This is a genomic window from Ralstonia sp. NFACC01, from assembly GCF_900115545.1.
GTDB classification, from domain to species: domain Bacteria; phylum Pseudomonadota; class Gammaproteobacteria; order Burkholderiales; family Burkholderiaceae; genus Ralstonia; species Ralstonia mojiangensis.
Genome location: NZ_FOWV01000009.1, coordinates 1 through 12,109, shown reverse-complemented (window position 1 = coordinate 12,109; position 12,109 = coordinate 1). Strand labels below are relative to the sequence as shown.

Annotated in this window: 11 protein-coding genes; 6 read left to right on the top strand and 5 right to left on the bottom strand. The window is 61.7% G+C overall.

The window, feature by feature from the left end:
* Window positions 1-29 precede the first annotated feature (29 nt).
* From BM136_RS20725 to BM136_RS20715, 3 genes are read left to right on the top strand one after another with little or no spacing between them, the layout of a single operon-like run.
* Window positions 30-554, top strand: a complete 525-nt coding sequence (locus tag BM136_RS20725; RefSeq protein ID WP_092975141.1) for a cytochrome b — start codon at window positions 30-32, stop codon at window positions 552-554.
* 35 nt (window positions 555-589) lie between these two features.
* Complete coding sequence (locus BM136_RS20720) at window positions 590-2,881, top strand: heavy metal translocating P-type ATPase (RefSeq protein WP_092975138.1); 2,292 nt, start codon at window positions 590-592, stop codon at window positions 2,879-2,881.
* Window positions 2,882-2,886: 5 nt separating this feature from the next.
* Window positions 2,887-3,513: a hypothetical protein gene (locus BM136_RS20715; RefSeq protein WP_092975135.1), complete on the top strand. Its 627-nt coding sequence runs from the start codon at window positions 2,887-2,889 to the stop codon at window positions 3,511-3,513.
* A 36-nt stretch (window positions 3,514-3,549) separates the two neighbouring features.
* Here the strand turns inward: BM136_RS20715 and BM136_RS20710 are convergent, their stop codons facing one another.
* Window positions 3,550-5,736, bottom strand: a complete 2,187-nt coding sequence (locus BM136_RS20710) for a copper-transporting P-type ATPase (RefSeq protein WP_254775730.1) — start codon at window positions 5,734-5,736, stop codon at window positions 3,550-3,552.
* Here BM136_RS20710 and BM136_RS25645 point away from each other — a divergent pair.
* On the top strand, window positions 5,695-5,832 hold the full coding sequence (locus BM136_RS25645) for a hypothetical protein (RefSeq protein ID WP_254775732.1): 138 nt from the start codon (window positions 5,695-5,697) through the stop codon (window positions 5,830-5,832). The genes BM136_RS20710 and BM136_RS25645 overlap by 42 nt on opposite strands.
* Before the next feature lie 152 nt (window positions 5,833-5,984).
* Here the strand turns inward: BM136_RS25645 and BM136_RS20705 are convergent, their stop codons facing one another.
* The 3 genes from BM136_RS20705 to BM136_RS20695 form a co-directional block, all read right to left on the bottom strand.
* Window positions 5,985-6,449 (bottom strand): hypothetical protein, encoded by a 465-nt coding sequence (locus BM136_RS20705; protein ID WP_092975556.1) that lies wholly within the window; start codon window positions 6,447-6,449, stop codon window positions 5,985-5,987.
* 324 nt (window positions 6,450-6,773) lie between these two features.
* Window positions 6,774-7,151, bottom strand: a complete 378-nt coding sequence (locus BM136_RS20700) for a hypothetical protein (RefSeq protein ID WP_254775712.1) — start codon at window positions 7,149-7,151, stop codon at window positions 6,774-6,776.
* 171 nt (window positions 7,152-7,322) lie between these two features.
* Window positions 7,323-9,161: a bifunctional helix-turn-helix transcriptional regulator/alpha/beta hydrolase gene (locus BM136_RS20695; protein ID WP_175537183.1), complete on the bottom strand. Its 1,839-nt coding sequence runs from the start codon at window positions 9,159-9,161 to the stop codon at window positions 7,323-7,325.
* A 255-nt stretch (window positions 9,162-9,416) separates the two neighbouring features.
* Here BM136_RS20695 and BM136_RS20690 point away from each other — a divergent pair, with 255 nt between their 5' ends.
* Both BM136_RS20690 and BM136_RS20685 read left to right on the top strand, forming a co-directional pair.
* A complete protein-coding gene (locus tag BM136_RS20690) occupies window positions 9,417-11,072 on the top strand; it encodes a hypothetical protein (RefSeq protein ID WP_092975125.1) in 1,656 nt (551 codons plus the stop codon).
* An 18-nt stretch (window positions 11,073-11,090) separates the two neighbouring features.
* Window positions 11,091-11,546: a hypothetical protein gene (locus tag BM136_RS20685; protein ID WP_139219388.1), complete on the top strand. Its 456-nt coding sequence runs from the start codon at window positions 11,091-11,093 to the stop codon at window positions 11,544-11,546.
* Window positions 11,547-11,800: 254 nt separating this feature from the next.
* Here BM136_RS20685 and BM136_RS20675 read toward each other — a convergent pair.
* Window positions 11,801-12,109: IS3 family transposase (locus tag BM136_RS20675; protein WP_139219387.1), on the bottom strand; the 309-nt coding region annotated here is incomplete at its 5' end.

Below are 12,109 nucleotides of genomic sequence, written 5' to 3'. Positions count from 1 at the left end.
CTTTCACTCAACACACTTTGGATAACGCTATGCAATCCGAACAGAAATACTCCCTCACCATGCGCTCGCTCCATTGGCTCGTGGTTCTGGCGGTGTTAATCGCCGTCGTGGCCATCGAGATCATGGATTTCTTCCCGAAAGGCAGCGCCGAGCGAGGCGCTCTGTTTATGGTCCATCAGACAGCGGGGCTCTCCGTGTTCGCTCTGATGGTGTTGCGCCTGCTGGCCCGAGTGGGCATGCAGGCGCCGCCTCCCGTGCCGGGCTCACCCCTGGTGCAGCTTGCAGCGCGACTCACGCACGGCGCGCTCTATGTCCTGATGGTCGGCATGCCCGTTTTGGGCTTGCTGGCACTGGCCTTGGCAGGCAAGCCGATTCAACCATTCGGACTGAATCTGACGCTGGCGTTGGCGCAGGACAAGTCGTTGGCCCACTTGGCCAAGGAAATTCATGAGTCGGGCGCGACGGTCGTTTATATCGTGGTCGGGCTGCATGCCGCTGCGGCGCTCTGGCACGAGTTCATCCTGAAGGATCGGCTGCTGCGCCGCATGATCTAGCCCACATGGAAACAGCGTCGACAAGAGGCTCAACGATGCACGCCACGCGCTTGCTCGCCAATGTTGCATTGCTTGCCTTGTCGGTGCTGACCTTGGCGGCGGGGCTATGGGCGCGGTACCTCGGTGCCGATGTGCTCGCGCAGCAACTCTGGCTGATTGGCGTTATACCGAACTGGCTGGCCCTGGCCGTCTCGATTGTTCGGTCACTGATGCGGCGGCAGGCCGGGGTGGATGTTCTGGCGGTGATGTCGATCACCTTTGCGCTCCTGTCGGGCGAGGTGCTGGTCGCATCGGTCATTGCGTTGATGCTCGCGAGCGGCCGCACGCTGGAGGACTTTGCCCAGGCGCGTGCGCAGCGCGAGATGACTGCGTTGCTGGGGCATGCGCCCAAGCGGGCCAATCGCTTCGACGACGGACAGTGGCACCAAGTCAGCCTGGAGAAGGTGCAAGCGGGTGACCGGCTGCTGGTGCGACACGGCGAAGTCGTGCCGGTGGACGGTACTTTGTCCGAGCCCGCCGATCTTGATGAGTCTACGTTGACAGGAGAATCGCTCACCCGCCATCGCCAGGCAGCCGATGCAATTTGCAGCGGCGTGCTGAATGTCGGCGCCGCTTTCGAAATGATTGCGAGTGCGTCTGCCGAGAAGAGCACGTTTGCGGGCGTTGTCCGGCTGGTCAGTGCAGCGCAGGCGGAGCGCAGTCCTTCCGTCAGGCTGGCTGACCGGTATGCACTTAGCTTTGGGGGCATAGCCGTTCTCCTGGCGGGGGCAAGCTGGATCCTCACAGGTGATCCGGCGCGTTGTCTTGCCGTGCTTGTCGTGGCCACGCCGTGCCCGCTAATCCTGGCTGTGCCTGTCGCCATCGTTTCGGGGCTGTCGCGTTGCGCCAAGCGAGGCGTACTGGTCAAAGGCGGCGGCGCACTGGAGCGGCTGGCGTTGGCCGACACGCTGTTCTTCGACAAAACGGGCACGCTGACCAGCGGATATGCACGACTGGTCGACGTTGAGTGTGCACCGCAGTACACGTCCGATGTTGTGCTGGGCTTGGCCGGTTCACTCGCCCAGGCGTCGAATCACGTTACGGCAGAAGCCGTCGCCAAGGCCGCGCGCGAACAGGGCGCGACGCTGCAGTTGCCAAGTGCGGTGGTTGAGAGTCCGGGAGCCGGCGTTTGCGGCCGCGTTGAAGGGCATGTCGTTTCCATCGGCTCGTTGCCTTATGTCTTGGATTCGTCTGATGTGCCGCGCTGGGTGGAAGCGTTCGTCAAGCGCATGAGCTATGCCGGCGCGTCGGCTGTCTTTATCGGCGTGGACGGTGAACTGGCGGGCGCATTGCAGTTGGTGGACCGCGTGCGCCTTGAGGCGCCTCGTGCGCTGCGACTCTTGCGTCAAGAGGGCATGACACGCCAAGCGATGTTGACCGGGGATCGGGAAGACGTTGCCGAATCCGTCGCATCCGTGTTGGGGGTGACAGAGGTCTATGCGGGCCTGTCGCCGGCGGCCAAGCTCGCGGCGATTCGAAATGCACGCACCGCGGGTCGGGTGGTCATGGTTGGCGATGGCGTCAACGATGCACCAGCGCTTGCTGCTGCGGACATTGGCGTGGCAATGGGCGCGCGCGGCGCAGCTGCGTCTTCGGAAGCCGCAGACATTGTCTTGCTGGTGGACCGCCTGGATCGGCTCGTTGATGCGGTCCGGATAGCACGCCGCACACGCCGCGTCGCGCTGCGGAGCGTGATGATCGGCATGTCGCTGTCGTTGGCCGCCATGGTTGTCGCAGCGCTCGGTTATCTGCCGCCATTGGCAGGCGCATTGCTGCAAGAGGTCATCGATGTGTTGGCGATCGCCAGCGCGTTGCGAGCGCTACGGCCTACAGAAAACGAGGCAACCGGTTCACTTGTCTCTGCTGACGTCGAGCGCCTCAAGGCCGAACACGCGGAGCTGGAACCCATTCTGAGCCGGATCCGCGTGGTCGCAGACTCGCTTCCCCATATGGAAGGCTGCGCGGCAAAAACCGCGTTGCTATCGCTCAATCAGTCCTTGGCAGAGGTGCTGGTGCCGCATGAGCGCCGCGACGATACCCAGCTCTATCCGGACGTCGCCCGCTTGCTTGGCGGAGATGACCCGATGGCGGCAATGAGCGCCATGCATCGCGAGATATTCCGCATCACGAAGCTGCTGGGCCGGATCGTGGCGGATGTTTCTTCTGACGGACCGGATGCCGCAGTGACGCAAGAGCTGCAACGCTTGCTCTATGGTCTCGATGCCGTCGTGCGGCTGCATTGCGCACAAGAAGACGAACTGTTCCATGTGCTCGGTGGAGAGGCTTGAGCGCCATGGCAAACCTGCTCGTATTGTTCGCGACCGTCCTGCTGCTGAATGTGATGCCGGCCTTCGCACCGCCGACGTGGATGGTGATGTCATGGATCGGCCTTTCACGGCCTGATGCCAACCCGGTGCTTCTTGCGGGCGTTGCCGCCTGCGCGGCAACCCTCGGCCGCCTGGTTCTGGCGCGGCTATCCTGCACGCTTGTCCGTAACCGCTGGATGCGCGAGGCGGATCGTCAGAACATCGATGTGGCGCGCGCATGGCTCGAAGACCGCAAAGGCATGACGGTCGGGCTGATGCTCGCGTACGCCTTCAGCCCGTTCCCATCCAACTACATCTTCATCGCCTACGGCTTGACTGGGATGCGGCTATGGTTGATCGGGCTCCCGTTCTTTGTTGGCCGCTGGATAAGCTACCTGACCTGGACGCACATTGCCCAGTTGGGTGCACGCTATCTGGATGAGGAGACGGAGATCGACGGCGCGTATATGGGGGTGTACTTCATCGTGTCGCAGGTCGTGTTTCTAGCCCTCGTTTATGGGTTCGCCAAACTGGATTGGCGCTACTTTCTGCAAACGAAGCGTCTGCGCTGGCGGCGGCCGGAGTCAATTGCATCGGCTGCCAAAGACACATAGACAAGGGCAGGGCGTTGAGCACGCGCTTCAAAGCAGTCAGATGCTTATGCGGCGCAGGCGCAGCGCATTGGAGACGACAGAAACCGAGCTCAGGCTCATCGCGAGCGCCGCAATCATCGGAGACAGCAGCAAGCCGGTCGTGCTGTATAGAACGCCGGCCGCAAGCGGCACCCCCAAGGCGTTGTAGACGAACGCAAAGCCGAGGTTCTGCTTCATGTTGCCGATCGTTGCCTCAGACAGCGTGCGCGCGCGTGCGATGCCGCGCAAATCTCCCTTGAGGAGCGTAACTTGCGCGCTATTCATCGCGACATCCGTGCCCGTGCCCATGGCGATGCCGACATCGGCCTTCGCTAGTGCGGGCGCATCGTTGATCCCATCACCGGCCATGGCAACGATTCTGCCTTCGCTTTGCAGCCTCGTCACGAGGGCCAATTTATCGGCGGGCCGGACTTCGCCATGAAATTCGGTGATGCCGAGCGATTGGGCGACGGCCTTTGCCGTTACCGTGCCGTCGCCGGTGGCCATGACCACGCGGATGCCCTTGTCCTTGAGCTGCGCCAACGCTTCGGCCGTCGTCGGTTTGATTGGATCGGACACGGCAAGCAAACCGGCAAGCGCCCCATCTGCGGCAAGGTACATGACGCTGGCGCCCCGGGCTCTTAGTTCGTCCGCGGCCTGGGCCAGCGGGGCGGCGTCAATGTGCTCTTGCTCCATCAACACGGTGTTGCCAAGTGCAAGCTTTTTGCCAGCGACAGACCCACGCACGCCGATGCCACTGCTGGATTCGAAATTCTGGGCGGCCTGCAATAACAATCCGCGCGCTCTGGCGGCCTCTACAACGGCCGCCGCCAATGGGTGCTCGCTGCCCTGGTCCAGACTGGCCGCTAAGCGAAGCACTTCCGACTCATCGAAGCCGTTGGCGCCCAAGCAGCGATCAAAGGCGGGCTTGCCTTGCGTGAGTGTTCCCGTCTTGTCGACCACCAGCGTGTCGACCTTGCGCAGATTCTCGATGGCGGCTGCGTCGCGAAACAAAATGCCGTTCATGGCGCCCTTGCCGCTGGCCACCATGATCGACATTGGCGTTGCGAGGCCCAACGCGCATGGGCACGCGATGATCAGCACAGCAACCGCGTTGATGAGCCCATACACCCAGCTAGGCTGCGGTCCAAAGACCCCCCACGCGAAGAGGGTGAGCAGGGCAATCGCCACCACAGCAACAACGAAAAATCCCGCGACCTGATCCGCCATGCGCTGCATGGGCGCCTTGGAGCGCTGAGCCTGGGCGACCAACTGAACGATCTGCGAGAGGACGGTCTGAGAACCCACTTTCTCCGATTCGATGATCAGGCTTCCTGCGGTGTTCATCGTGGCGCCGATCACATGGTCACCCACTCGCTTGGTCACAGGAATGGGCTCGCCAGTAATCATCGATTCATCGAGGGAACTTGAGCCTTCGATCACGATACCGTCGGTGGGAACCTTCTCGCCAGGACGTACGCGCAGACGGTCGCCGACGTGTACGTGGTCCAGGGGTACGTCCATTTCGCTGCCGTCCGGGTTGAGGCGCCGTGCGGTTTTGGGGGCAAGGCCGAGCAGCGATTTGATTGCGGCTGATGTCTGGGAGCGCGCCTTCAACTCCAGCAGTTGACCAACCAGCGTCAGCGAAACGATGACCGCCGCCGCTTCAAAGTAGACGCCGATGCGACCATGCTCCGCGAACGTCTGAGGAAATGCGTTCGGAGCGATGGTCGCGATCACGCTGTACAGATACGCGGCGCCCGCACCCAGTCCAATGAGCGTCCACATGTTTGGACTGCGGTGCATGAAGGATTGAACGCATCGCTTGAAGAATGGATAGCCCGCCCACAGCACGACGGGCGTCGAGAGGGCCAGCTCGACCCAGCTTTGCTGCGTGGCGTTCATCCAGCCATATTGGTGTCCGAACATCGCCAGGACGAACGTGGCAACGGTGAGCGGAAGCGTCCACCAGAAGCGCTGCTGGAAGTCTTTAAGTTCGGGGTTCTCTTCGTCATCCAAGTCCGGAACGATCGGTTCCAGAGTCATACCGCAGATCGGACAATTGCCTGGACGGTCTTGCCGGATTTCCGGATGCATGGGGCATGTGTAGACAGTTCCCGCTTGAAACTCGGCGGGAGCGGCCGCAGCCCGGTCTTTGTCAGCATGCCCGGCAGCTGCTGTTACGGCCCGGCCGTGCTCGTGCATTGCACCGTGTCCGTCATGGCGATGGTCGGCGTGGCCACCATGCGAGTGCGAGGGATCGTGCTCAGCAGCGTGGACGTGGCGGTGTTCTTCCATTGACATCGGCTCCTATCAATTCGACTGCTGCCAGATGCACTTGCTTGAACGGCAACATGCGTTTCTTACGCTCAGGAAACGATAAACCCTCCCATGCAGGGAGGGTCAACTGGAATTGTTGTGCGAAAGCAGCGTTGAACGCACCCCGCCCGAATCTACTTCTGCATCATGCCGCCCACACCGGGACCCATTCCGCGGCCCACGCCCATTCCCATGCCCTGACCATCCTTCATCATTTGCATCATCTCCTGCATCAAGGCCGTGTTCCGTTCCATCATGCCCCGACACGTGGCCATCTGAGTGGCTTGGCCCCTTCTTGCTGCCGGTTGCATAGCGCCCGTCTGTCGCACGCTGGTCATCATGTCTTGCATGACCCGCATGCGCTCGCTCATGAGCGCTTGTCGTTCTTCCGGGGTATTGGCCCGTGTCATGCGTTCCCTGATGGCACGCAGATGGGCGATCTGCGCGTCAAAGTCTGCATTGCTTTGCTGAGTGGCCGTCGCGGCCGGCGGCGATGTCTTTTTGTCGTTGGATGGACCGGCGGCGAGGGCAACAAAACTCGACGCGAACAGTAGCGCGGTCGATGCTGTTGCGATGAGGGTACGTCGATTGTTTGCCATGATGAGCGGCCTAGAGTGTGATGTGCGGCGGATACTCGCTCTGTCAATGTAGAGGCCACGCACGATCGGCCATTGATGCATGTCAAGCGCCGCGGCTTGGTCTTGGCGGAGGGGAGTGGGGCGAACGTGGGCGGCGATTGTCGCGCCACGCGCGCGCCCGTCGTGATCTCTTTGCGGAAACTAGTGCATCGGCCAACCATCGATCCGTTAGAAGCTGCGGTCCGAGCAAACATGACTTGTGAACGTCATTAGTTCCGGTCTAACACGTGCCGGCCCGCAGATATGTGTCCAGCCGGTTTTTAGTTGTCGTGCTCGCAGCCAAATTCAAATGTCGGCACGGGCGTGCACTTTGTGCTCGGTTCGATTCTTCCTGGGGGCGGTTCGTCGGGCGGTGGTGCTGGTGGCTGGCCCGCTGCTGGGCTGGCCTGGCCCGACTTGCTGCATGGCCCGCTCCAGGTCCAGCCGGTTGATCAAGCGCTGCCGCTTGGTCTGCGGCGCCGGACGTTTGGGCCGCGGCGGCTCGCCCACCAACGTGCGCGAGGGCCCGACCTGCCGTCGATCATCGCGCTGCGCCCGCAGTTCGGCCGCCACCGCCAACACGTGCCCCAACCGTTTGTGCTCCACGATCGCGCCCTGGTCAATCTGCGCCAGCCGGTCATAGGTGGTGTAGGGCAGGGTACGCGGAACAGTTTGCCGAAGCACTGCAGCTCAAGCCGGTTGAGCGGGGTGCCAATGTCACCCTGGTCGAGCGAGAAGGTGGGATCCCCGTAGCTGCTGCTCCGCTGGTTGCCGCGATCTCCATGTTGGCGCCGTCTGACTGCAGCACGTATTCAAACGATTGCCGTATGCATCGACCGAAGCATGGTCAATCTTTCACGGGGCTTTGCCGTGCACTCGGCGGATCGCTTGCAGAATGTCCCGCCAGTGCGAATAAATCAGGAAGTGCCCCGCGCCATGGATGACGTGCAGTCGTGCGTCAGGGATTCGCTCCACAAGCTTCCGGGCGCCATCCAGCGCGACGTGCGAATCCAAATCCCCGTGAAAGAACTCGACTGGCATCGAAAGCGCCAAGTCATCCGCGCTCCATCCATGCGTCACTAACAGGGCTTCAGAGACGAGATACTGCTCGCCATACTTCACGCTTGCCAACAAGCCGCGCGCGTAATTCTCACGCATGACGGGGTCGTCGAACACGCGCCGATCGGACTCTGGCACATGCAACATCGCCTGTTCGATATATCGATAAACGTTTTTCTTGATGCTTCGCACTCCGACTCGCAACAGCGGCGGAAGAAGGTTGGGGGAGTATCGCGCGACCAGCATCGGCATACGGGACTGGTCGGAGAACATCTTGAGATCCTTGAAGTGCTCGATTGGTGGCGCCGCTCCAACAAGAATGAGGCCACACACCCGATCAGGCAAACACTGCGCGGTCGCAAGGGCGTAGGGCGTTCCGGCGCCGGAATAGCCAAGCACCACGAACCGTTGCAGACCTAGATGATCGGCAAGTGCGGCAACATCTTTTGGCCAATCCCGTACGCGCCGACCGGGCAAGGGGTCGGAATCCCCGATACCTGGTCGCTCAGGGATGATGAGACGGATCCCGTATTCATCCAGAATGCGATCATCCGGGTGGCGCAAGTGGCGCGAGCCCGCGATGGCATGCATGAGGATGACAGGCAAGCCATCGGGATTCCCGGTGTCCGACCAAACCAGTCGACGTCCATCCGGTAACGTGAGGCGGGAGTCGCGGGACTGGGTTCCTGTCGGATCGCTTGGTACGGGCGGCTCATGCAGACGTGCAGGGGAGGGGGGCGTGCCGTCAACTTTCAGCCACAGCGGCGTCGCATAGATGGCGTGCACCAGTTCGCTCTGCCTTTTGACGCCGACTTTCTCAAAAACCGACTTCAATTGCGTCTTGGCGGTATTGATGCTGATGCTCAGGTTTTGCGCCGCTTCATCCAGCGCACGGCCGGTGATGAGTTGCTGAATCAGCCGCGTTTCGGCCGGCGTTGTTCCGAACATCTTGCGCAAGCCGGACTCCGCGAGCGACCTCGCATTGGAACTCGCGACCCAAACCGCAAGCCGGGCCTCTTCGGTTGTCTGCCCATCACCCATTAGCCGACTCACCCAAATGCACAGGCCGCCATTGGCATCGTCGAGTCGAAGCGGTACATCTCCGCCCGGCTCGGCCATGACCTGCTGCAAGGCGTCCGTCAACGCCTTCTGTGGCCGCGACACCAGACGGCCTGCGGAGATCGCCAGGCAACCGTGTTCGCGCAGCATTACCAGCAGCGTGCTATTGATGCTCACAATCGCCCCGGACGCGCCGATGACGGCAATGCCCAGCGGCAGTTGGTCGAGCGCCGCTTCGAGCAGCCGCCGATGTTCGTCCGACTCGGCAAATTGCCGTTGCAATTCAAAGGCACGGACGAAGTGGGGTGCTAGGTGTACGAAGACACCCCGCTGCGCACCGGTGTCCTGCAGCGGGGCTAGCTGGCCAGAACCGTCAAACCAGTTGGCCACCATACGTTCCGCATCTCGCGTGTCAAAGGGCAACACGGTCTCGGCCTCAAGCGCGGACACGTAATCGGCCATGCTTTCCAGCAACTGCGGCCACAGCGCTTGATCTCCTGCTGTGTCGTAAATCAAGCCGATCAGCTTCGATAGCGCTGCAGCATGAGAGTCTAGGCCGTCGTCCATGGAATCCATGTGAGTGCTTCTGCGAGAGGAGGTACGTCGCTGGATAGTGGTCGCAAGATCATGCCATGCACGCGTCTCGTGGCTCAAATCCGCCACGTTGCGGACTCCATCGGCGCATTTGTTCTGTACCCCGCCATGTTGAAGCATCCCGGTTTGCGGGTTTTCACCCGTTCGGGTGATTCGTCGGCATTTTTTCTCCTATCCAATACGCCCGAACCGAGGTGCAGCGGTCTGCAACCTCGGAACACCCTAGAGGGAGGGAAAATGAAACGCACAGCAATCGCAATCAGCGCTGCGGCGCTTGTCTTGTCCGCCTGCGGCGGCAGTGATCCGACGTCCGGAATTGACAGCCTCGCGGCACAAGTCGTGAAAGGCACGGCCGCGACCGGCGCGCCCATGCCCAGTGCCACGATCAATGCGACCTGCGGATCGGCTTCCGGCACCGCAACGACTGCCACCGACGGTACGTATACGGTCAAAATCACTGGCGGCGGCCTGCCCTGCGTGCTGACCGCCACCAGCAGCGACGGCACCACCGTGTTGCATTCGGTGGTGGGCGGCACGGGCACCTCTAGCAGCGCGGCAGTTGCCCAGATCACGCCGCTGACGGAACTGCTTGTCGCCCAATTGGCCGCCGGTGATCCGGCCAAGTTTGTGTCCGGCTTCAGCACTAGCGCGACGATTTCCGCGGACGCGGTAGCGGCAGCCAATACGGCTGTCATCGCGGCGCTGAAGGCGGCGGGCCTTGATGTTTCCGCGATCACCGACATCGTCGCAGGTGCGATTACAGCTGGTAGCGGCGCGGGCTACGACGGTGTTCTGGATTCGCTCCAAAAGGCCATCACCGCCGCCAACACAACGCTGGCCGAGTTGGCGACCGCTGTGAGCACCAGTACCAGCAGCGGCACCGCGCAAGGCGCTGTTCTGGGCACGCTGCTGGCGCCTGTCGCTACATCCTGCCCGTCGCTCAAGGGCGGCGCGCACCGCGTCATCGATTTCACCGACAGCACAACCTACACCGCTACTGTCGACGCCACCAATCTGACGGTCAGTGCTAACGGCAACAACTACACGCTAACGAAGAACGCGACGTGCGATTACACGCTGAGCGATACGAACCACACCCGCGTCCTGGTCGCGAAATCCGGCATGGCGATCTGGATGAACGGCGGGGGTACTTCTCCCAACCCCGCTGCGGCTGGCACGGTTGGCGTGTCGTTCCCGGCGCAAACGCTCGACACGACCGCGTTGGCGGGTGTATACGACCGCGTCACTTACGGGGCGGCCAGCGCGACGCCCTTTGGCGCATTCGGAACGGCGACGTTCGACGGTGCTGGGGTGAATAGCACCTCCATCAACTGCACCAACGGTGTGGGAAGCTGCGCGCCTGACCCGTCGCCATCCCCCCTTGGTCATGTGGTTGCTACCTCGGACGGTGGCGTGGATTATCTGAACGCAGACGGCACCCTGGGTGCACATGCCTTCGGCTTCCGTAACGCGCAGGGCCAGACCGTGCTGATTGCGTATGAGAGTTCGGGCAGCGTATCGGTACTCTCCAAGCAATCAACGCTGTCGTTGCCCACCGTCGGTGCTACGACCAGCTTCTGGCAGTTCAAGTTGACACCCACCGCAACGCCTCTGCTTGCCATGGCCGACGACTCCAATTCGGTGACGGCGGTCGACTCGATCACAGGTCTGGTCACCCGGAAGTTCCAGGACAACCATACCGATCAGATTACATTCAACAGTCCGTTCGCCGGTACGCGTTACCGCGCAGCAAACGCCTGCACAAACACGACGGGTGGCGCCGGTACCTGTGCGCCTGTGGTGCAACTCCCGTTGCAGGGTGAGGGAATCAATCTGGCGATCAGTGCCAACCCCAGCAATCCGTTCCTGACCGTTTCGATTACGAAGCCCTGAACGGTCACCAAGTGCCAGGTGTTTTCACGCACCTGGTGCCTGGCCTATTCCATCTTGGGGGAAATGATGAAAGCACGAGGCAAATTTGCCGTCCTTGTTCCTGTACTGGTGTTGTTGCACGGGTGCGCCGTGCTGGCACCAGCCGACGACGTTACGGGCACCATTCAGCTCGAGCGCTACAGCGTCGCGGCCTTGGACGGCCTAGCCATCGACGGCAAGACGACGCTGAACGATCTGACGACCAAGCTCGGCCCTGGTAAGTCCGTTGCCCAGCCACACGATTGCTCGACCGGCCTCGCCGGATCGACAGGAAAACGCGATGACAAGCGGCAGTGCCAGATCTATGTCTGGGCCTTCAACCGGATCAACTATGGCGACCGTCGGTTGACCAATCGCAGCCTCAGCATTTCTGTCGTGACCACGACAGGGATCGTCGACCGTCATCAAGGTGGCGGCTACGACAAGCCTTACTGACGTTGGCGGGGGAGTTCATCGTGCTGCTCCCCGATACGCCGTTGGCAGGAGACCCCCGTATCGGGCGAGCCATTGAGGGATGCCGGCGGCGCCAGGCTCCGCGCGCGCTGGATGTCGCGGTAGAGCGCGTACTTGCAGCGGTCCTGGCGGCAGACGCCTTCCTGTGGATTGGGCTTGCTATCTAGGTTGACGAGGAAGTCAGCGCACAACTTCTTCCACCAGGTCGTCCATGGCTCTGAATCGCCCCGACTTTCCTAGACACCCGCGAGCTGTTGGGAATGGCGTTGTTCGAACTCTACCGGTGATAGACCGTTGGCGCTCGAATGGCGCCGTGTTGGGTTGTAAAACATCTCGATGTAGTTGAAGACATCGGACTTGGCCTCCTGCCGGGTGGCATAGATCTGCCGGCGCACCCGCTCGCGTTTGAGCAACTGGAAGAAGCTCTCCGCCACTGCGTTGTCGTGGCAGTTGCCGCGCCGGCTCATGCTGCACAGCAGGTTGTGCTCGCGCAGGAAGCTTTGCCAGGTGTGGCCGGTGAACTGGCACCCCTGATCGGAGTGAAT

Excerpts from the sequence above, each read along its gene's own strand:
- BM136_RS20725 (WP_092975141.1), top strand. The coding sequence starts at position 30 with ATGCAATCCGAACAGAAATACTCCCTCACCATGCGCTCGCTCCATTGG.
- BM136_RS20720 (WP_092975138.1), top strand. The coding sequence starts at position 590 with ATGCACGCCACGCGCTTGCTCGCCAATGTTGCATTGCTTGCCTTGTCG.
- BM136_RS20715 (WP_092975135.1), top strand. The coding sequence starts at position 2,887 with ATGGCAAACCTGCTCGTATTGTTCGCGACCGTCCTGCTGCTGAATGTG.
- BM136_RS25645 (WP_254775732.1), top strand. The coding sequence starts at position 5,695 with ATGCCCGGCAGCTGCTGTTACGGCCCGGCCGTGCTCGTGCATTGCACC.
- BM136_RS20710 (WP_254775730.1), bottom strand. The coding sequence starts at position 5,736 with ATGCACGAGCACGGCCGGGCCGTAACAGCAGCTGCCGGGCATGCTGAC.
- BM136_RS20705 (WP_092975556.1), bottom strand. The coding sequence starts at position 6,449 with ATGGCAAACAATCGACGTACCCTCATCGCAACAGCATCGACCGCGCTA.
- BM136_RS20695 (WP_175537183.1), bottom strand. The coding sequence starts at position 9,161 with ATGGATTCCATGGACGACGGCCTAGACTCTCATGCTGCAGCGCTATCG.
- BM136_RS20690 (WP_092975125.1), top strand. The coding sequence starts at position 9,417 with ATGAAACGCACAGCAATCGCAATCAGCGCTGCGGCGCTTGTCTTGTCC.